Genomic DNA, 20,496 nt, shown 5'->3' on the forward strand with positions numbered 1-20,496 from the left:
CGTGCCCGCCCTCACCTGACGTGCCGTCCGCCGGGCAGGCCCAGCCCCCTACCGGCGTCCGGCCCGGCCACCCCTGCCCGGCCGTCCGCCCCCGCCCCGTCCCGCCGTGGGGCGAGGGGCCGGAGCGGGGCGGGTGGCGTGTCAGCCGGCGCCGGCCGCGCGGGGAGGGCTCACGGTGGTGCGGGCCGGGCGGCGCTGGGACGACGCGCGGACGATCAGCTCCGTCGGCATCACCTGCTCGACGGGCTGGTCCGAGGCGATGCCCTCGATGGCGTCGATCAGCAGCTGGACCACGGCCGTGCCGATACGGCGCGGCTTGAGGGAGAGCGTGGTGATCGGCGGCTCGGTGGCGGCGTAGACCGAGGACTCGCTGCAGCACACCAGCAGCAGGTCCTCGGGCACCCGCAGCCCGTACCGCCGGGCGGCCGCCAGGAGGTCCGTGCCGTTGGGGTCGAACAGGCCGTACACCGCGTCCGGGCGGTCCGGACGGGCCAGCAGCCGGTCGGCGGCGACCGCGCCCGCGCAGGGGTCGTGAGCCGGGTAGGACTCGTAGACCGGGTCCTGGCCGACGCTCTCGCACCAGCGGAGGTAGGCGGTGGTCGACAGCCGGGTGTAGGTGTCCGTGCTGGTGCCGGTGAGCAGCCCGATGCGGCGTGCGCCGGCCGCCGCGAGGTGGTCGAGGATGCCCAGCACGGCGGCCTCGTGGTCGTTGTCCACCCAGGCCGTCACCGGAAGGGTGCCGTCCGGGCGGCCGTCGGAGACCACCGGTAAACCCTGACGGGCCAGTTCGGTGACGACCGGGTCGTGGTCCGAGGGGTCGATGACCACCGTCCCGTCCAGCGCCACGTTGGACCACACGTCGTGCCGTGAGGTCGCGGGCAGGATGACCAGGGCGTATCCGCGGTCCAGCGCCGCCGAGGAGGCGGCCCGCGCCATCTCGGCGAAGTACGCGAACTCCGTGAAGGTGAAAGGTTCATCCCCGTACGTGGTGACGGTCAGGCCGATGAGGCCGGACTTCCCCGTACGGAGGGTTCGGGCCGCGGCCGAGGGGCGGTAACCGAGACGGTCGGCCACCTCACGGACGTGGCGGCGGGTGGCATCGGGCAGTCGGCCCTTGCCGTTGAGGGCGTCGGAGACGGTCGTGATGGACACTCCGGCCGCGGCGGCGACGTCGCGGATCCCTGCCCGGCCTGGTCGGCTGCCCCGGCGGCTGATCTCCGCCCGGTTCACCTGGTGCTTCCCTGCTGCTGTCATGGCGAGCCGATAGTAGGGCTCGGAAGGCAGGGTGGGCCGGATGCATATGCGCCCGTTGACAGGGACGATTCTCCATGGTCATGTGGGCGCAATCACCTTGGAAATTAAGGTGCTTGAGTGTTGGAGTCGAAGGACCGAGCGTCTCGGCGGGTGCATGCAATATGCACCGGAGAGGTCCCGCCCGGGGTGCAACTCACCTTCACGGGTGATGCGCGCCAGGGCGCGAGCCACCGGCGCGCGTGATTTTCGCGGTTGCGCCCCTGGACCCGCGGTTGTTCCGGCACCCCGGACCGCTCCCGCCGGAGGGCGCCCAGCGGGGCCGTCACGCCGGGCCGGTACCGCCGGGGCGGGCGGCTCTTAGGCTGATAGCCATCGGTGCCTGCGGCGCAGTGAGCCGCCGGCCGTCATGAGGAGGACTGCGGTGAGCGAGACGACCCCCAAACTGCGTGCCGAGCTGGAGGGAGTGCCCTCCTACAAGCCGGGCCGCCCGGCTTCGGGGACGGGCCCGGTCGCCTACAAGCTGTCCTCCAACGAGAACCCCTACCCGCCGCTGCCCGGCGTGATGGAGAGCGTGGTGGCCGCCGCCGCCTCGTTCAACCGGTACCCCGACATGGCCTGCACCGGCCTGACCGAGGAACTGGCGGAGCGCTTCGGGGTGCCGGCCTCGCACGTGGCCACCGGCACGGGCTCGGTGGGCGTCGCCCAGCAGCTGCTGCAGTCCACCAGCGGCCCCGGCGACGAGGTGATCTACGCCTGGCGCTCCTTCGAGGCCTACCCGATCATCACCCGGATCAGCGGCGCCACGCCCGTGCAGGTCCCGCTCACCCCGGGTGACGTGCACGACCTGGACGCGATGGCCGCGGCGATCACCGACCGGACCCGGCTGATCTTCGTCTGCAACCCCAACAACCCGACCGGCACGGTGGTGCGCCGGGCCGAGCTGGAGCGCTTCCTGGACCGGGTGCCGAGCGACGTGCTGGTGGTGCTGGACGAGGCGTACCGGGAGTTCATCCGGGACACGGACGTCCCCGACGGCGTGGAGCTGTACCGCGACCGCCCCAACGTCTGCGTGCTGCGCACCTTCTCCAAGGCGTACGGCCTGGCGGGTCTGCGGGTCGGGTTCGCGATCGCCCACGAGCCGGTGGCGGCCGCGCTGCGCAAGACGGCCGTGCCGTTCGGCGTCAGCCAGCTGGCGCAGGACGCCGCGGTCGCCTCGCTGCGCGCGGAGGACGAGCTGCTCGGCCGGGTGGGCTCCCTGGTGGGCGAGCGCACCCGGGTGGTCGCGGCCCTGCGCGAGCAGGGGTGGACCGTGCCGGACACCGAGGCGAACTTCGTCTGGCTGCGGCTGGGCGAGCGGACCATGGACTTCGCGGCTGCCTGCGAGCAGGCGGGTGTGGTGATCCGCCCGTTCGCCGGGGAGGGCGTGCGGGTCACGGTCGGGGAGACCGAGGCGAACGACCTCTTCGTCAAGACGGCGGAGGACTTCCGCCGCACCCTCTGACCCCGGTCCTGACCCGGTCCTGACCCTGGTCCGGACTCTGGTCCTGATCCCGGTCCGGTCCGCCGACCGGACGTGCCGCGGCCCGGTGGCCCCTTCGGGGAGCCGCCGGGCCGTCGTCGTTCCGTCGGCCGCGGCCTGGGTGAGGTGTGGTTCTCGGAGCGTGCGCGAGGGGCGGGTTTCGGCCGATCCGGGCCAGTAGGGGGACCCCCCTGTACGACCGTTCGACCGACATGCTGATAATAGCTTGTGAATGTGAACGCTTTCACAAGCGCGCATGTTCATCCCCCCATGTGCGGATCTGGTGGAACAAAAACTCCGCCTCGAGGCACCGCTGTGAAGGAGAACGCGTGGACCTCGCCCTGGCACCCGAGACACTCGCCCGCTGGCAGTTCGGCATCACGACCGTCTACCACTTCCTCTTCGTCCCGCTGACGATCTCCCTGGCCGCGCTCACGGCCGGCCTCCAGACGGCCTGGGTCCGCTCGGGCAAGGAGAAGTACCTCAGGGCCACCAAGTTCTGGGGCAAGCTCTTCCTGATCAACATCGCGCTGGGCGTGGTCACCGGCCTGGTGCAGGAGTTCCAGTTCGGCATGAACTGGTCCGCCTACTCCCGCTTCGTGGGGGACGTCTTCGGGGCGCCGTTGGCCTTCGAGGCGCTGATCGCCTTCTTCTTCGAGTCGACCTTCATCGGGCTGTGGATCTTCGGCTGGGACAAGCTCCCGAAGAAGATCCACCTGGCCTGCATCTGGATGGTGGCGGTCGGCACCGTCCTCTCCGCCTACTTCATCCTGGCGGCGAACTCCTGGATGCAGCACCCGGTCGGCTACCGGATCAACGAGGCCAAGGGCCGCGCCGAGCTCACCGACTTCTGGCTGGTGCTGACCCAGAACACCACGCTGGCCCAGGTCTTCCACAGCCTGGCCGCCGCCTTCCTGACCGGCGGCGCCTTCATGGTCGGCATCGCCGCCTTCCACCTGGCCCGAGGCCGGCACATCGCGGAGATGCGCACCTCGCTGCGGCTGGGCCTGGTGACGGTGGCGGTCGGCGGCCTGCTGACGGCGGTCAGCGGCGACGTGCTCGGCAAGGTGATGTTCGAGCAGCAGCCGATGAAGATGGCGGCCGCCGAGGCGTTGTGGGAGGGCGAACGCGGGGCCCCGTTCTCGCTCTTCGCCTACGGGGACGTCGACAAGGGCCACAACACCGTGGCGATCCAGATACCCGGCCTGCTCTCCTACCTCGCCGACTCGGACCTGGACCACTACGTGCCGGGCATCAACGACATCAACGAGGAGATGCAGGAGAAGTACGGCCCCGGCGACTACCGCCCCAACATCCCGGTGGCCTTCTGGAGCTTCCGCTGGATGATGGGCTTCGGCATGGCGTCCCTCGGGGTGGGCGTGCTCGGACTCTGGCTCACCCGCAAGAAGTTCCTGCTCCCCCGGCATCTGCGGACCGGGGAGGACGAGGTGCCGCGCCTGGTCCTGCTGCCGCGCGGCAGCGTCCTCGGTCCCCGGACGACCCGGCTGTTCTGGCAGGTGGCGACCTGGACCATGGCGTTCCCGCTGATCGCGAATGCCTGGGGCTGGATCTTCACCGAGATGGGCCGCCAGCCCTGGGTGGTGTTCGGCGTCTTCCAGACCCGTGACGCCGTCTCCCCCGGCGTCGGTCAGGGCGAGGTGCTGGCCTCGATGGTCCTCTTCACGGTGGTCTACGCGGCGCTCGCCGTCGTCGAGGTGAAGCTGCTCGTGAAGTACGTGAAGGCCGGCCCGCCCGAACTCACCGAGGCCGACCTCAACCCGCCCACCCGGATCGGCGGCGACCCGCAGGACGCCGACCGGCCGATGGCCTTCTCGTACTAGCAGGCAGGAGTCGCCCCGCATGGAACTTCAACTGCACGACGTCTGGTTCGTCCTGATCGCCGTCCTGTGGACCGGCTACTTCTTCCTGGAGGGCTTCGACTTCGGGATCGGTGTCCTCACCCGGCTGCTGGCCCGGGACCGGACCGAGAAGCGGGTGCTGATCAACACCATCGGCCCGGTCTGGGACGGCAACGAGGTCTGGCTGGTGACCGCGGCCGGCGCCACCTTCGCCGCCTTTCCCGAGTGGTACGCCACGCTCTTCTCCGGCTTCTACCTTCCGCTGCTGCTGGTCCTGCTCTGCCTGATCCTGCGCGGGGTGGCCTTCGAGTACCGGGTGAAGCGCTCCGGCGAGCAGTGGCAGCGCAACTGGGAGTCGGTGATCTTCTGGACCTCGCTGCTGCTCGCCACCCTGTGGGGCGTGGTGTTCGGCAACATCGTCCGCGGCCTGCGGATCGACCGGGACCTGGAGTACGTGGGCACCCTGGGGGACCTGCTGAACCCGTACGCCCTGCTGGGCGGAGTGACCACCCTCGCGCTGTTCACCTTCCACGGCGCCCTCTTCGCCGCGCTGAAGACCGAGGGGGAGATCCGGGACCGGGCGCGCGGACTGGCGCTGCGGCTGGGCGCCGTCACCGCCGTGCCGCTGGCCGGCTTCCTGCTCTGGACGCTGCTCCTGCGGGGCGGGACCCCGGGCCTGGTGACCGCGGCCCTCACCCTGGCCGTCCTGGCCGTCGCGGTGTTCACCGCGCGGGCGGGGCGGGAGGGCTGGGCGTTCGTCTTCTCCGGTCTCGGCGTGGTGGGGCTGGTGGCGGTCTTCTTCCTGTCGCTGTTCCCGAACGTCATGCCCTCCACGCTGGACGAGTCCTGGAGCCTCACGGTCACCAATGCCTCGTCCAGCCCCTACACCCTGAAGATCATGACCTGGTGCGCGCTGGCGGCCACGCCCGTGGTGCTGCTCTACCAGTCCTGGACCTACTGGGTGTTCCGCAAGCGGATCGGCACACGGCACATCGCCGTGAGTCACTGACCCCTCTCACGGACGAGGTTTCACGTGAAACCGGTGGACCCCCGGCTGGTGCGTCACGCACGCGCCACCCGCTTCTTCCTGGCCGCGGTGGTGGCCCTGGGCCTGGCCGGGGCGGGACTGGTCGTCGCCCAGGCGACGCTGATCGCCGCGGTGGTGGTCGGCGTCTTCCAGCGAGGGCTGACCACCGGCGAGCTGGGATTCCCTCTGCTGGCCCTGGCCGCCGTCGCCTGCGGGCGGGGACTGGTCGCCTGGCTGACCGGCCTCGCCGCCCACCGGGCGAGCGCGGCGGTCAAGTCCGAGCTCCGGGGGCGGCTGCTGGCACGGACAGCCGCCCTCGGTCCCTCCTGGCTGGACGGGCAGCGCACCGGGTCGCTGGTGAACCTGGCGACCCGGGGCGTGGACGCCCTGGACGACTACTTCGCCCGGTACCTGCCCCAGCTGGGCCTGGCCGTGGTGGTGCCGGTGGTGGTGCTCGCACGGATCGTCGCGGGTGACTGGGTCTCCGCGGCGATCATCGTGGCGACCCTGCCGCTGATCCCGCTGTTCATGGCGCTGATCGGGTGGGCCACGGAGGCACACACCGCGCGGCAGTGGCGGTTGCTGTCGCGCCTCTCCGGCCACTTCCTCGACGTGGTCGCCGGGCTACCCACCCTGAAGGTGTTCGGGCGGGCGAAGGCCCAGGCGGAGTCGATCCGCCGGATCACCGAGGAGTACCGGCGGGCCACCCTGCGCACGCTGCGGATCGCCTTCCTCTCCTCGTTCGCACTGGAGTTGCTGGCCACGCTGTCGGTGGCGCTGGTGGCGGTCACCATCGGCATGCGGCTCGTCCACGGGGAACTGGACCTCTACACCGGGCTGGTGGTGCTGGTCCTCGCGCCCGAGGCGTACCTGCCGCTGCGGCAGGTGGGGACGCAGTACCACGCGGCGGCGGAGGGACTGGCCGCCGCGGAGGAGGTGTTCGCGACGCTGGAGACGCCGCTGCCGGTGGCGGGGGACCGGCCGGTGCCGGCGGACACGACGATCACCTTCGAGGACGTCACGGTGCGCTACCCGGACCGCTCGGAGGACGCCGTTCGGGGCGTCTCGTTCACCGTGGAGCCCGGTGCGGTGGTCGCCCTCACGGGACCCAGCGGCGCGGGCAAGTCCACGCTGCTGCGGGTGCTGCTCGGCTTCACCGGGCCCTCGCGGGGGCGGGTGTGCGTGGGTGGCGTGGACCTCGCGGAGATCGACCCGCAGGACTGGCGGTCGCGGATCGCCTGGGTGCCGCAGAGGCCCCACCTGTTCGCGGGGAGCGTGGCGGAGAACGTGCGGATGGCACGGCCCGGCGCCGACGAGGCCGAGGTGCGACGGGCGCTGTCGGACGCCGGGGCGCTGGAGTTCGTGGACGCCCTGCCGGAGGGGACCGGCACGTTGCTGGGGGAGGACGGCGCGGGGCTGTCGGCCGGGCAGCGGCAGCGGATCGCGCTGGCCCGCGCCTTCCTGGCCGACCGGCCGGTGCTGCTGCTCGACGAGCCGACGGCCGCGCTGGACGGGGCGACGGAGGCGGAGATCACCGAGGCGGTGCGGCGGCTGGCGGTGGGCCGGACCGTCCTGCTGGTGGTCCACCGGCCCGCACTGCTGGCGGTGGCGGACCGCGTGATCCGGCTGACGGCGCCGTCTGCACCGTCAGCGCCGTCTGCGGCGTCTGCGGCGTCTGCGGCGTCTGCGCCGTCCGCGGCGGGGCGTGAGGTCTCGGCGGGGCGTGAGGTCGCGGGCGGCCCGGGCCGCTTGCCCGATTACGACCGCGGCCCCGCGCCGGGTGGTTCCCCGGTGACCCGCGCCGCTGCCCCGGCGACCGGTGCTGCCGACACGTCGGTGACAGCTGCCGCCGGGCCGGTGGTGGGAGCCGCCGCCGGGCTCGTGGCCGCTTCCGTGAGCGGGGCGGTGCTCGAGGGCGGTGCCCGCCCCGTGGCCGCGCAGGCGGTCGGTCGTGGGCGTGCCGGTGGGCGAGGCGTGCTGCGGCGGGTGCGAGGGCTGTCAAGGGCGCGGCGGGGGCGGCTCGGGACGGCGCTGCTGCTGGGGAGTCTCGCACTGGGCAGCGCGGTGGGTCTGATGGCGACCTCCGGCTGGCTGATCTCCCGGGCCTCCGAGATGCCGCCCGTGCTGCACCTGATGCTCGCGGTGACCGCGACCCGCGCCTTCGGCATGGGCCGTGCCGTCTTCCGCTACGCCGAACGGCTGGTCTCACACGACGCCGTGCTGCGGATGCTCGCCGACACCCGGGTCGCGGTCTTCGCGCGGCTGGAGCGGCTCGCTCCCGCCGGGCTGCGCGGCGCACGCCGGGGAGATCTCCTGTCCCGCCTGGTCACCGACGTGGACGCCCTCCAGGACTACTGGCTGCGGTGGTTGCTGCCCGTCGGCGCGGCCCTGACGGTCTCGGCGGGCTCCGTGGCGTTCGCGGCCTGGCTGCTGCCCGAGGCGGGCGCCGTCCTGGCCGTGGGGCTGCTGGCGGCCGGGGGAGGCGTCCCGCTGCTGACCGCGGCGGTGGCCCGGCGGGCGGAGGCACGGCTGGCGCCGGCCCGTGGGGAACTGGCCACCCGGGTGACCGACCTGCTGACTGGCACCGCCGAGTCGACGGTGGCCGGTGCGCTGCCCGCCCGGCTCGCCGCCGCCCGCGCGGCCGACGCCGTGCTGACCCGGATCGCCGCACGCACCTCGTCCGCGAGCGCCCTGGGCGACGGGCTGGTCGCGCTGATCGGCGGCCTCACCGTCGCCGCGTCCGCGCTGGTCGCGGTCCCCGCGGTGGGCGCGGGCAGGCTGGACGGGCTGCTCACCGCGGTGGTGGTGCTCACTCCCCTCGCCGCGTTCGAGGCCGTGCTGGGACTGCCGCTCGCCGCGCAGTACCGGCAGCGGGTGCGGCGCGGCGCGGAGCGGGTCTTCGACGTGCTGGACGCGCCGGATCCGGTGCGGGAGCCCGAGCGGCCGCTCCCGGCTCCGGTGTCGCCGTTCCCCCTCGTGATGCGCGGCCTGTCGGCCCGTCACCCCGGACAGCGCGGGACGGCGTTGAGCGGGGTGGACCTGGTGCTGGAACCCGGACGCCGGGTGGCCGTGGTGGGAACGTCCGGCGCGGGCAAGACCACCCTGGCCCAGGTGCTGCTGCGGTTCCTGGAGCCCGAGGCGGGGTCCTGCACCCTCGCGGGGGTCGACATCCGGGAACTGGACGGCGACCGGGTGCGCCGGCTGGTGGGGCTCTGCGCCCAGGACGCCCACCTCTTCGACAGCAGCGTCCGGGAGAACCTGCTGATCGCGCGGAAGGACGCCACCGACGCGGAGCTGCGGGCGGTCCTGGACCGGGTCGAGCTGCTGGAGTGGGTGGACGCCCTTCCCGAGGGCCTGGACACCCTGATCGGGGAGCACGGCGCACGGCTCTCCGGCGGCCAGCACCGCCGGCTCGCCCTGGCCCGGGCGCTGCTGGCGGACTTCCCCGTCCTGGTGCTGGACGAGCCCACCGAGCACCTGGACCTGCCGACCGCCGACGCCCTCACCGCGGACCTGCTGTCCGCCACCGAGGTGTCCGCCGCCCAGGGACGGTCCACCGTGCTGATCACGCACCGCACCGCGGGCCTGGAGGCGGTGGACGAGGTGGTGGTCCTGGACGGCGGACGCGTGGTGCAGCGGGGCCAGTACACGGATCTCGCCACGGTCGCGGGGCCGTTCCGCACGATGGTGGAACGCGAGGCGGAGGCCGCACTCCTCACCGCCCGGCCCGTGGACCTCGCCGGCCCGGTGCCTCGAAGCCTGGCCCCGACGGCCGGCTGACCTCGGGGCCCGGCGACCGGCGAGCCACGACCGTCGTCGAGGCAGGACCGGCGAGGCAGGACAGGACCGCCGAGCCACGGCGGGCGAGCCGGGCCAGGGGGGCCGGGTCGGAGAAGGTCGGGCCAGGGAGGGCCGGACCAGGTGGGCCGGTCCGGGCGGCGTGCGGGCCGCGTCCCCCGGCTGCCGCAGAGGTTCCCTCGGGTGCCGTACGGGTTCCCCCGGCCGTACGTCTCCGGCGAGCCAGGCGCGGGTGGCGCCGCCAGCATCGCTGACATGCCTTCACCTCGCCGTGTCCTCCCGCTGGTTCCGGTCCTGTTGTGCACCCTGGCCGCGCTGGCCGTGCCGCACGCCGCCGCCGAGGAAGGGAGAGGGCTGGCCGCCGGTCCACCGGACGACGGTGGCCTCAGTACCCGGGTGGCGCGCCTGTACCGGGAGGCGGCCCGGGCCACCGACCGGTACGAGGCCGACGCCCGCCGGCTGGAGCAGGAGCGCGCGCGGGCGGGGAAGCTGGACCGGCTGCTGGCCACCAAGCGCCGGGAGGCCGAGGTGATCAGGGCGGACGTCGGCCGGTACGCCGCGGCCCAGTACCGGGCGGGCGGTGGTCTGCCGGTCACCGCGCAGATCCTGCTCTCGGGTGACGCACGGGCGTTGATGTCCGGTCAGCGGGCCGTCTGGCGTGCGGACCTCGCCCTCCAGAACGTGATCGACCGGAGCCGCCGTGCCGAGCGGCGACTGGCCGACGAACGCCGGAGGGCGGAGGAACGACGGCAGCGGCTGGAGGAGCACTCGGCCGAACTGGACGGGAAGCGGAAGCGGATCGAGAGCACCCTGGAGGAGGCGCGGACGCTGCTCCAGAGCCGGGCGGACGCCTCGGTCGCCGCCGGTTCGTGCCGTAGCGCGGTGCGGCTGGAGCAGCCGGAACCGTCCGCGCCGGGGACCTGGGTGACGCCGGTCGAGGAGTACGCGCTGTCGGCCGGGTTCGGCCAGGGAGGCGTCCGGTGGGCGAGCCGGCACACGGGGCAGGACTTCGCGGTGCCGATCGGCACACCGGTCCGCGCGGTGGGCGACGGCCGGGTGGCCAGGGTGTCGTGCGGCGGCCCCTTCGGGATCGAGGTGGTGGTCGAGCACCCCGGCGGTTACTTCACCCAGTACGCGCACCTGGCCGCGGTCACCGTCGATCAGGGGCAGCGGGTGACGGCCGGCCAGTGGATCGCCCAGTCGGGGACCAGCGGCAACTCCACCGGCCCGCACCTGCACTTCGAGGTTCGCGTCACGCCCCGCTCGGGATCGGCGCTCGACCCCGTCCCCTGGCTGGCCTCCCACGGAGTGCCCCTCGGCTGAAGCCCGGCAGGGCACAGACCCCCGCCGGGCGGAACCCGCGCCGGGCCGGGCACCCGTGGGACACACGCCGGGCCAGGCCCACGCCGGGGCCCGCCTGGCCGGCACCGCGCCGGCCCAGCCCTCACCCCGCCGCGGCGGCTACGGCAGGTCGGCGAGGATCTCCTCGATGACCAGCGCGACCCCGTCCTCGTTGTTCCCCGCGGTCTGCCGTCCGGCGGCCCGCAGCGCGTCGGGATGGGCGTTGCCCATGGCGTAGGCCCGTCCCGCCCAGGTCAGCATCTCGACGTCGTTGGGCATGTCGCCGAAGGCGACCACCTCCGCGGGGGAGATCCCCCGCTCGGCGCAGCACACGGCGAGCGTGCTGGCCTTGGAGACGCCGGGGCCGCTGATCTCCAGCAGGGCGCTGGGGCTGGAGCGGGTGACCGTGACCCGCTCGCCGAGCGTGCCGCGGGCCAGGGCGAGGAACGCGTCCGGCTCGAGATCGTGGTGGAAGGCCAGCAGCTTGAGCACCGGCAGGGAGGCCGCGACGCCACCGGGCGCCAGCAGCTCCTCCGCGTCGCCGTAGGAGTCGGGCTCCTCCACGAAGATGCGCGGGTAGGCGCGCTCCTGGTGGAAGGCGTAGGTCTGCTCGACGGCGAAGAGCGTGCCGGGCACCGCCTCGCGCAGCAGCCGGACGGTCTCCCTGGCGTTGGCATGGCCGACCTCGCGGACCTTCGCGAAGCGGTGGCGTCCCGGGCCGTCGTGCAGGTCGACGACGGCTGCCCCGTTCCCGCAGATGGCGAGCCCGTGCCCCTGGAGGTGGTCGGCGACGACCTCCATCCAGCGAGCGGGCCGCCCGGTCACGAAGAAGACTTCGAGGCCCGCCGCCTCGGCGGCCGCCAGGGCGGCCACCGTGCGGGGCGAGACCGACTTGTCGTCCCGCAGCAGCGTGCCGTCGAGGTCCGTGGCGATCAGCCGGGGCGGAACTGCAGCGTGGGCCCGGGTCGCGGGCGCTTCGAGAGCTGAGGTCACCCCGCCATTCTCGCGCATATGCCAGCACGTGCGTGCGGACGTCCGCACATTTGAGTGAGAATCGACCCCTGAATGATCGGTTCCCCCGCAAATGCCGGGTAGGCCGGGCGGAGCAGGTCCAGCCGACGGCTGGAGTTCAGCTCAATTGCGCCGGTGCCTCGGTGGCGATGCGCTCGAAGGTCTTCTCGTCCACGGCGAACTCCGAGTCGGGGATCGGCATGTGGATCACCAGCTCGGTGAAGCCCAGCTCGGCATGACGGCCGGCGAAGTCGACGAAGGCGTCCACGGACTCCAGGGGAGCGTTGCGATCCGGGGTGAAGCCGGTGAGCAGCACCTTGTCGAGCTCCTTGACGTCCCGGCCGATGGCCGCGCAGGTGTCCGCCAGCCGCTCGGTCTGACGGCGGATGGCCGTCACCGAGTCCTCCGGGGTGCCGGTCTCGAAGATCGTCGGGTCGCCCGTGGTCACCCAGGCCTGACCGTGGCGCGCGGCCAGCTTCATCCCGCGCGGCCCGGTGGCCGCCACCGCGAAGGGCAGGCGGGGCCGCTGGACGCAGCCCGGGATGTTGCGGGCCTCGTGCGCCGAGTAGTAGTCGCCCGTGTAGGAGACCGAGTCCTGGGTGAGCAGCCGGTCCAGCAGCGGGACGAACTCGGCCAACCGGTCGGCGCGCTCCCGCGGAGTCCAGGGGTCCTGGCCCAGCGCGGTCGCGTCGAAGCCGGTGCCTCCGGCACCGATGCCCAGGGTGATCCGGCCGCCGGAGATGTCGTCGAGGGAGATCAGCTCCTTGGCCAGGGTGACCGGGTGCCGGAAGTTGGGCGAGGTGACCAGGGTGCCCAGGCGGACCCGGGAGGTGACGGTGGCAGCGGCCGTCAGGGTGGGAACGGCGCCGAACCACGGGCCGTCCCGGAAGGTGCGCCAGGACAGGTGGTCGTAGGTGTAGGCGGTGTGGAAACCGAGTTCCTCGGCGCGTTCCCAGGAGGCTCGTCCACCCTCCTGCCAGCGGCGGTACGGCAGAATCACGGTGCTCAGACGCAGGCTCATGGTGCGAGCCTACGGCCGGGGCGTTTCACGTGAAACATCCCAGCCGCGCGCTTCACCCTTGCTGTAGCCGCAGGTATTCCGGCGGGACCGACCGGGTCAGCCAGACGCCGTTGGCGCTCACCTGGAAGACATGGCCGTCCCGGTGCATCGCCCCGGCGTCGACCGTCAGCACGAGGGGGCGGCCTCGGCGGGCGCCCACCTTGGTGGCGGTCTCCCGGTCCACCGAGAGATGGACGTCATGGCGGGCCATCGGACGCAGTCCTTCGGCGCGGATCGCGTCCAGGGACCGGGCGACGGTGCCGTGATAGAGGAACGGCGGCGGCACGGCCGCCTCCAGGCCGAGATCCACCTCGACGGTGTGGCCCTGACTGGCGCGGATCCGGGTGCCCTCGACGGCGAAGCGCCGTTTGTCGTTGGCCGCCACCGCGTGGTCGAGCTCCGCCCGGCTGATCGGGAAGCCGTGGGTCGCGGCCGCTTCCAGCAGGGCGTCGATCTCGACCCAGCCGCCGGGGTCGAGGGTGAGGCCGATCCGGTCCGGCTGATGGCGCAGATGCCGGGAGAGGTACTTCGAGACCTTCACCATGCGCCGGTCGTCGGTGCCGGCGTTTTCCTGAGAGGTGTTCATGTGGCCCAAGTCTCAGGCATCGGGCGTTTGATCCACAGCGAATTACGGTTCTCCACAGGATTGGGGGACCAACCTGTGGACAACTTCGCCGCGATACGGACGGAGCCGCCCCATCACGCCACGGCCCGCCGCCGGCCCGTCCGCCCACCCGTCCGTCCGTCCGTCCGCCCGCCCGACGGTCCCTCCGCCCCACCCGTCACGGCTCCCCGTCTCAGCTCCCGGGGGGACCCTTACGCGTCCCCTACATCTGGAGGGTGAGTCGGGCACGCCCTACGGGAGGACGACGCGCCCCCGCCCGCCCCCCTACCGTCAGGGCCGTGACTGTGATCCTGACCGAAAGCCTGAGCAAGCGGTTCCCCCGGGTGACCGCCCTCGACCGGCTCACCCTGGACATCGGCTCCGGGGTGACCGGCCTGGTCGGCGCCAACGGCGCCGGCAAATCGACCTTGATCAAGATCCTGCTGGGCCTCTCCCCCGCGTCGGAGGGACGCGCCGAGGTGCTGGGCATGGACGTCCGGGCCGAGGGCGCCGCCATCCGTGCCCGGGTCGGCTACATGCCGGAGCACGACTGCCTGCCGCCGGACGTCTCGGCCACCGAGTTCGTCGTCCACATGGCGCGCATGTCGGGTCTGCCGTCGGCAGCCGCCCGTGAGCGCACCGCCGACACCCTGCGGCACGTGGGCCTGTACGAGGAGCGCTACCGGCCCATCGGCGGCTACTCCACCGGCATGAAGCAGCGGGTGAAGCTGGCCCAGGCGCTGGTCCACGACCCGGACCTGGTGCTGCTCGACGAGCCCACCAACGGTCTCGACCCGGCCGGCCGGGACGACATGCTGGGCCTGATCCGGCGGATCCACACCGACTTCGGCATATCGGTTCTGGTCACCTCCCACCTGCTGGGGGAACTGGAACGCACCTGCGACCACGTCGTCGTGATCGACGGCGGCTCGCTGCTGCAGTCCAGCTCGACGACCGACTTCACCCGGTCCACCGCGGTCCTCGCGGTGGAGGTCACCGACAGCGACGAGCACCCCGACGGCATCGAGGCCCTCCGCAAGGCCCTCGACGCCCAGGGGGTGCGCACCGAGGACGGCGGCGCCGGCCTCCCCGGGGCGGGCCGCATCCTGCTCCTCACCGCGGACGGCGACGCCGCCTACGACCTGGTCCGCGACACCGTCGCCGGCCTCGGGCTCGGCCTGGTGCGCATGGAACAGCGCCGGCACCACATCTCGGAGGTCTTCCGCCATGACGACCGATAGCCTCACGCCGGCCGGCTCCCCGGGCAGGCCGTCACGGCCGGGCGACGGCGCCGCGCCGGAGAGCCGGATCCACGACATCGGCTACCGCGGCTACGACGGCCCCCGCCTGGGACGCTCCTACGCCCGCCGCTCCCTGTTCGCGCAGTCCCTGCGCGGCGCCTTCGGGCTGGGCCGCTCCGCCCGGTCCAAGATCGTGCCGGTGATCATCACCGCCGTGATGGCGCTGCCCGCGGTGATCATGGTGGCGGTCACCATGATCACCGGCAGCAAGGAGCTGCCCCTCCCCTACGTCGAGTACGCCGTCGGCTTCGACATGGTGATCGCCCTGTTCCTCGCCGCCCAGGCGCCCCAGGCGGTCTCGCTGGACCTGAGGTACCGGACCATGCCGCTGTACTTCTCCCGCCCCATCGAGACCTCGGACTACGTCCGGGCCAAGTACGCGGCGATGGCCTCGGCGGTCTTCGTGCTCACCGCGCTGCCCCTGGTGCTCCTCTACGTCGGCGCGCTGCTGGCGAAGCTGGACTTCACGGACCAGACGACCGGCTTCGCCCAAGGGCTCGCCGGCGCCGCCGTGCTGTCCCTGCTGCACTCCGCCATCGCCCTGCTGGTCGCCGCCCTCACGCCGCGCCGCGGCTTCGGCGTGGCCGCGGTGATCGCCGTGATGACCCTGTCCTTCACCGCGGTCACGGCGCTGCAGGTCGCCGCGGACGAGAGCGGGGCCTCGGGTGCCGTGAACTGGATCGGCCTCTTCTCGCCGAGCAGCCTCATCTACGGCCTCCAGCACGCCTTCCTCGGTGCCGAAGGCCCCTTCCCGGGCGAAGTCGGGCCGTCCGCCGCCCAGGGCGTCGTCTACCTGCTGGTGATCGCGACGCTGATCGCCGGCTGCTACGCCCTTCTGATCCGCCGCTACCGAAAGGCCGGGCTGTGACCACCATCAAGCTCGACCACGTCTCCCGCTGGTTCGGCAACGTGGTCGCCGTCAACGACATCACCATGGACGTCGGCCCGGGCGTCACCGGTCTGCTGGGACCGAACGGGGCGGGGAAGTCCACGCTCATCAACATGATGGCGGGGTTCCTCTCCCCCTCGGCCGGGACCGTCACCCTCGACGGCAGGCCGGTCTGGCGCAACGAGGACATCTACCGGGAGATCGGCATCGTCCCCGAACGCGAGGCGATGTACGACTTCCTGACCGGCCGTGAGTTCGTGGTGGCCAACGCGGAGCTGCACGGTCTGGGGGACGCCGAGGCGCGGAGCGCCCTGGCCCTGGTGGAGATGGAGTACGCCCAGGACCGCCGGATCGGCACCTACTCCAAGGGCATGCGGCAGCGCGTGAAGATGGCGTCCGCGCTGGTGCACGGGCCCTCGGTGCTGCTGCTCGACGAGCCGTTCAACGGCATGGACCCGCGCCAGCGGATGCAGCTGATGGAGGTGCTGCGCCGGATGGGGGCCGAGGGCCGCACCGTGCTGTTCTCCTCCCACATCCTGGAGGAGGTCGAGCAGGTCGCCTCGCACATCGAGGTGATCGTCGCCGGACGCCACGCGGCCAGCGGTGACTTCCGCTCCATCCGCCGTCTGATGACCGACCGCCCGCACCGGTACCTGGTGCGCTCCAGCGACGACCGGGCGCTGGCCGCGGCGCTGATCGGCGACCCGTCGACGTCCGGCATCGAGGTGGACACGGCCGAGGACGCGCTGCTGATCCAGGCGGCCGACTTCGGCCGGTTCACCGCGCTGCTGCCCCAGGTAGCCCGCGACCACGGCATCCGGCTCTACACGGTGTCGCCGTCGGACGAGTCCCTCGAGTCCGTCTTCTCGTACCTTGTCGCGGCCTAGCGACACAGCGGCCCAGGAGGCCCTCACGATGTCCACAGCCTTCCATCCCACGGTGGCCCGGCTCACCTACCGGGCCCTGCTCGGCCGGCGCCGCGCCCTCGTCCTGGGCAGCCTGCCGCTGCTGCTCGTGGTGATCTCCGTCGTGGTGCGGCTCATGGCGGGCGCCGACCCGCAGAGCGCGGTCAACGTGCTCGGCGGCTTCGCGCTGGCCGCCATGGTGCCGATCGTCGGCGTGATCGCCGGCACCGGGGCGATCGGTCCCGAGATCGACGACGGTTCGGTGATGTACCTGCTCAGCAAGCCGGTGAAGCGGCGGACCGTGCTGCTCACCAAGCTGGTCGTGGCGATCGGGGTGACGATGGTCTTCTCGGCCGTCCCCACCCTGGTCTCCGCGCTGATCCTGGCGGGAACGGCGGACGGGGTCGCCGTCGCCTACACGGTCGCCGCGATGGTCGCCTCGGTGGCCTACGCCTCGCTCTTCCTGATGCTGGGCACGATCACGCGTCACGCGGTGGTCGTCGGCCTGGTCTACGCCCTGGTCTGGGAGGCGCTGCTCGGCTCCTTCGTGCCGGGGGCCCGGGCCCTGAGCGTCCAGCAGTGGGCGCTGGCGGTCGGCGGCGACCTGGCCGAGGGGAAGCTGGTCACCTCGGAGGTCGGCACGGTCACCGGCGCGGTGCTGCTGGTCGTGCTCACCGTGCTGGCCGCCTGGTACGGGGCCCGCCGCCTGCGCACCCTGACCCCCGCGACGGAGGAGTGAGACCCGCGAGCCTCACGCACCCTCCCGACGGGGTGCGTCCGGCGGCGATCTCCTCGAACGTGACTCCGGATCCCCTTGCGTCCCGGCACACTGGGCGTCAGGGGATCCGGGAGGTACGGGGAGATGGCGGAACCTGACGGGACGGCGGGTCCGGAGGACTGGGACGAGGTCGTCCTGGACGAGGACTTCGTGCGCGGCGCGACGGTCCAGGAGCCGTCGGGCCGGGCCAGGATGCTGGCGGCGCGGTGGCGGCGGGAGCCGCCCCAGCCGGAGCCGTGGCGGACGGACCAGCCCCCGGCGGGCTGGTTCTGGAGCAAGGCGCGCCGCCGCAGGTGGCGGCGCAAGTGACCCGCCCCGTGCGGCCGCCCGCCCGCTAATTCGGTGGCGGAGCGGGCCCGCGCGGAGGCACAGTGGGGTGTCACGCCGGACATGTCCGGCGTGACGTGGTCCGGGAGCGGGGACGGGGAGGAAAGGCCCCGGCCCCCGGCTGGGCAGGCCCGCGCCGGCGCCGGTGGGATTCGTTACCCCACCGCGCACGTGCAGCTGGGAGCCGCCCGGGGGCGGCCGCTTCGAGCGCGCGGGAACACAGCCCCGCGCGGGCCGCCCCACCCGGGACCACTCCTCCACCCCTGCCGACGGCGCCCGACGCGGCGCGTGAGCCGCGCGGGCAGCAGCAGGTCAGGGAACGAGGAGGCGTTCCAGGACCACGGCGATGCCGTCCGCGTCGTTGGACGTGGTGACCTTGTCCGCGACCGCCTTGACCTCGTCGTGGGCGTCGGCCATGGCCACGCCCCAGGACGCCCACCGGAACATCGGTATGTCGTTGGGCATGTCGCCGAACGCGATGGTCTCCGAGGCCTTCACGCCCAGCCGCCGCGCCGCCAGCGACAGCCCGGTCGCCTTGCTCAGCCCCAGCGGCAGCAGTTCCACGATGCCCGCGCCGGCCATCACCACGGTGACGAACCCGCCGGCGACCCGCTGGGCCGCCTCGGTGAGCTCGTCGTCACCCATGGTCGGGTGCTGGATGTAGAGCTTGCTCAGCGGCGCCGCCCACAGGTCCGCGGGATCGGTGAGCGGCTCGGCCGGCAGGTGGCCCACCGACCGGTAACCGGGGGAGACCAAAACGTTCCCGTCGAGCCCGTCCCGGGCGACCGCGACGAACAGCGGCCCCGTCTCCGCCTCGATCTTGGCGAGGGCCAGCTCGGCGATCCTGCGGTCCAGCGTGACCGACGTCAGTAGCCGCCCCGCACCCGCGTCGTAGACCTGACCGCCCTGGCTGCACACGGCGATGCCCCGGTACCCGAGGTCGTCGAGCACGTCACGGGTCCACGGCACGCCGCGCCCGGTGACCACGATGTGGGCCGCGCCCGCCGCGGTGGCCGCGGCGAGCGCGTCACGGGTGCGCCCCGAGATGGTGTCGTCGGAGCGCAGCAGCGTCCCGTCGAGGTCGGTCGCGATCAGCCGGTAGGGGAAGGACGACGGGGGAGGCGTCACTTGGCCACCGGCTCGAAGACCTCACGGCCTCCGAGGTAGGGGCGCAGGACCTCGGGGACGCGCACCGAGCCGTCCGCCTGCTGGTGGTTCTCCAGGATGGCGACGATGGTGCGCGGCACCGCGCAGAGCGTGCCGTTGAGCGTGGCCAGCGGGCGGGTGCCCTGCTCGTCGCGCAGACGGATCTGCAGGCGGCGGGCCTGGAACTCGGTGCAGTCCGAGGTCGAGGTCAGCTCGCGGTACTTGCCCTGGGTCGGGATCCACGCCTCGCAGTCGAACTTGCGGGCGGCGGAGGAGCCGAGGTCACCGGTGGCCACGTCGATCACCCGGAACGGCAGCTCGAGCGAGGTCAGCCACTGCTTCTCCCACTCCAGCAGGCGCTGGTGCTCGGCCTGCGAGTCCTCCGGGGCGACGTAGGAGAACATCTCCACCTTGTCGAACTGGTGGACGCGGAAGATGCCGCGGGTGTCCTTGCCGTGCGAACCGGCCTCGCGGCGGAAGCAGGGCGAGAACCCGGCGTAGCGCAGCGGGAGACGGTCGGCGTCCAGGATCTCGTCCATGTGGTACGCCGCGAGCGCCACCTCGGAGGTGCCGACCAGGTACAGGTCGTCCTCCGCCAGGTGGTAGACGTCCTGGCCGGAGCCCTGGCTCAGGTAGCCGGTGCCGGCCATCGACTGCGGGCGCACCAGCGCCGGGGTCAGCATCGGGGTGAAGCCGGCCGCGGTGGCCTGCGCCATCGCGGCGTTGACCAGGGCCAGCTCCAGCAGGGCGCCGACGCCGGTGAGGAAGTAGAACCGCGAGCCGGAGACCTTGGCGCCCCGCTCCACGTCGATGGCGCCCAGCAGCCGGCCGAGCTCCAAGTGGTCACGGGGCTCGAAGCCCTCGGCCGCGAAGTCGCGGATCGAACCGTGGGTCTCGCGGGTGACGAAGTCCTCCTCGCCGCCGACCGGGACCTCGGGGTGCACCAGGTTGCCCAGCTGGACCAGGAGCCGCTGGGTCTCCTCGGCGGCCTCGTCGCGCTCGGCGTCGGCGGCCTTCACGTCGGCGGCGAGCGTGCCGGCGCGCTTCAGGAGCTCGGCCTTCTCCTCGCCGGACGCCTTGCCGATCAGCTTGCCGAGCGACTTCTGCTCGTTGCGCAGTTCGTCGAAGCGGACGCCGGACGACCTGCGCCGCTCGTCGGCGGAGAGCAGGGCGTCGACGAGCGCGACGTCCTCTCCACGGGCGCGCTGCGAGGCGCGCACACGGTCAGGGTCCTCACGGAGCAGGCGAAGGTCAATCACGGGACCAGGCTACCGGTGCGCGCGTGGCGGTCACGACCCAGTATTCACCGGTGTCCGGACGGCGGCGGAGCGTCAGGTTGTCCACAGAAATGCACAGCCTCGGACAAGAGTTATCCACAGGGTTTCCGCCCAATCTGTGGACAACGGAGGTGCGTGCTCCGAATGAGGGCCGGGAGGGCCTGATCCCCTACGAATGGGGCCTCAGGAGGAGTAATGCGGCCACTTTCGAGTGAAAAGAAGGGAGGTCGATGAGAGATTCCACGGAAAAGGGTGAATGAGGGAAGGTTGCCCGTAACTCCCCCCGGAAGATCCGGGAAGAGCGATTTGTCGACGGCAACCCGTATTGACATCGACTTGTCCCCAACTCGTGCACCAGGTGCCCGCCCCGCCTGTGGACAAGGCCTGTGGATAACTCCCG

The 20,496-nt window shown here is 72.6% G+C and carries 16 protein-coding genes; 10 read left to right on the forward strand and 6 right to left on the reverse strand.

Annotation, left to right across the window (positions count from 1 at the left end; all coding sequences use genetic code 11):
- Positions 1 to 141: 141 nt before the first annotated feature.
- On the reverse strand, positions 142 to 1,254 hold the full coding sequence (locus ABT026_RS10575) for a LacI family DNA-binding transcriptional regulator (protein WP_351113781.1): 1,113 nt from the start codon (positions 1,252 to 1,254) through the stop codon (positions 142 to 144).
- Between the two features lie 421 nt (positions 1,255 to 1,675).
- On the opposite strand from ABT026_RS10575, the gene hisC reads away from it, so the two are divergent.
- From hisC to ABT026_RS10600, 5 genes are all read left to right on the forward strand, one after another.
- Positions 1,676 to 2,755, forward strand: coding sequence for a histidinol-phosphate transaminase (gene hisC / locus ABT026_RS10580; protein ID WP_351113782.1), 1,080 nt, complete (start codon positions 1,676 to 1,678; stop codon positions 2,753 to 2,755).
- A gap of 347 nt (positions 2,756 to 3,102) precedes the next feature.
- On the forward strand, positions 3,103 to 4,614 hold the full coding sequence (locus ABT026_RS10585; RefSeq protein ID WP_351113784.1) for a cytochrome ubiquinol oxidase subunit I: 1,512 nt from the start codon (positions 3,103 to 3,105) through the stop codon (positions 4,612 to 4,614).
- A 19-nt stretch (positions 4,615 to 4,633) separates the two neighbouring features.
- Positions 4,634 to 5,641: a cytochrome d ubiquinol oxidase subunit II gene (gene cydB / locus ABT026_RS10590; protein ID WP_351113785.1), complete on the forward strand. Its 1,008-nt coding sequence runs from the start codon at positions 4,634 to 4,636 to the stop codon at positions 5,639 to 5,641.
- Between the two features lie 24 nt (positions 5,642 to 5,665).
- On the forward strand, positions 5,666 to 9,439 hold the full coding sequence (gene cydD, locus ABT026_RS10595; RefSeq protein ID WP_351113787.1) for a thiol reductant ABC exporter subunit CydD: 3,774 nt from the start codon (positions 5,666 to 5,668) through the stop codon (positions 9,437 to 9,439).
- 273 nt (positions 9,440 to 9,712) lie between these two features.
- Complete coding sequence (locus ABT026_RS10600) at positions 9,713 to 10,780, forward strand: M23 family metallopeptidase (protein WP_351113788.1); 1,068 nt, start codon at positions 9,713 to 9,715, stop codon at positions 10,778 to 10,780.
- Between the two features lie 138 nt (positions 10,781 to 10,918).
- On the opposite strand, the gene ABT026_RS10605 is transcribed toward ABT026_RS10600, so the two are convergent.
- The 3 genes from ABT026_RS10605 to ABT026_RS10615 form a co-directional block, all read right to left on the reverse strand.
- On the reverse strand, positions 10,919 to 11,809 hold the full coding sequence (locus ABT026_RS10605) for a Cof-type HAD-IIB family hydrolase (RefSeq protein ID WP_351113789.1): 891 nt from the start codon (positions 11,807 to 11,809) through the stop codon (positions 10,919 to 10,921).
- Positions 11,810 to 11,927: 118 nt separating this feature from the next.
- Positions 11,928 to 12,830, reverse strand: a complete 903-nt coding sequence (locus ABT026_RS10610; protein WP_351113790.1) for an LLM class flavin-dependent oxidoreductase — start codon at positions 12,828 to 12,830, stop codon at positions 11,928 to 11,930.
- Between the two features lie 52 nt (positions 12,831 to 12,882).
- Positions 12,883 to 13,455, reverse strand: a complete 573-nt coding sequence (locus ABT026_RS10615) for an RNA 2'-phosphotransferase (protein ID WP_351113791.1) — start codon at positions 13,453 to 13,455, stop codon at positions 12,883 to 12,885.
- A gap of 323 nt (positions 13,456 to 13,778) precedes the next feature.
- Between ABT026_RS10615 and ABT026_RS10620 the strand changes: the two genes are divergently transcribed.
- From ABT026_RS10620 to ABT026_RS10640, 5 genes are all read left to right on the forward strand, one after another.
- Positions 13,779 to 14,714 (forward strand): ABC transporter ATP-binding protein, encoded by a 936-nt coding sequence (locus ABT026_RS10620; protein WP_351113890.1) that lies wholly within the window; start codon positions 13,779 to 13,781, stop codon positions 14,712 to 14,714.
- Positions 14,701 to 15,642 (forward strand): ABC transporter permease, encoded by a 942-nt coding sequence (locus ABT026_RS10625; protein WP_351113792.1) that lies wholly within the window; start codon positions 14,701 to 14,703, stop codon positions 15,640 to 15,642. The genes ABT026_RS10620 and ABT026_RS10625 overlap by 14 nt, the downstream gene beginning before the upstream one ends.
- On the forward strand, positions 15,639 to 16,550 hold the full coding sequence (locus tag ABT026_RS10630; protein ID WP_351113793.1) for an ABC transporter ATP-binding protein: 912 nt from the start codon (positions 15,639 to 15,641) through the stop codon (positions 16,548 to 16,550). Before ABT026_RS10625 ends, ABT026_RS10630 begins: the two co-directional genes overlap by 4 nt.
- A gap of 28 nt (positions 16,551 to 16,578) precedes the next feature.
- Positions 16,579 to 17,307, forward strand: a complete 729-nt coding sequence (locus ABT026_RS10635; RefSeq protein ID WP_351113794.1) for an ABC transporter permease subunit — start codon at positions 16,579 to 16,581, stop codon at positions 17,305 to 17,307.
- Positions 17,308 to 17,430: 123 nt separating this feature from the next.
- Positions 17,431 to 17,655: an SGM_3592 family protein gene (locus ABT026_RS10640; RefSeq protein WP_351113795.1), complete on the forward strand. Its 225-nt coding sequence runs from the start codon at positions 17,431 to 17,433 to the stop codon at positions 17,653 to 17,655.
- A gap of 330 nt (positions 17,656 to 17,985) precedes the next feature.
- Here the strand turns inward: ABT026_RS10640 and ABT026_RS10645 are convergent, their stop codons facing one another.
- The gene (locus ABT026_RS10645; protein WP_351113796.1) at positions 17,986 to 18,801 is read right to left on the reverse strand and encodes an HAD family hydrolase; all 816 of its coding nucleotides are present in this window, start codon (positions 18,799 to 18,801) and stop codon (positions 17,986 to 17,988) included.
- Entirely contained in the window at positions 18,798 to 20,078 is a 1,281-nt protein-coding gene (serS, locus tag ABT026_RS10650) for a serine--tRNA ligase (protein WP_351113797.1), read from the reverse strand. The genes ABT026_RS10645 and serS overlap by 4 nt, the downstream gene beginning before the upstream one ends.
- Positions 20,079 to 20,496: the final 418 nt, after the last annotated feature.

It is taken from the genome of Streptomyces sp. NPDC002734, assembly GCF_040295685.1.
In the GTDB taxonomy this organism is placed as follows: Bacteria; Actinomycetota; Actinomycetes; order Streptomycetales; family Streptomycetaceae; genus Streptomyces.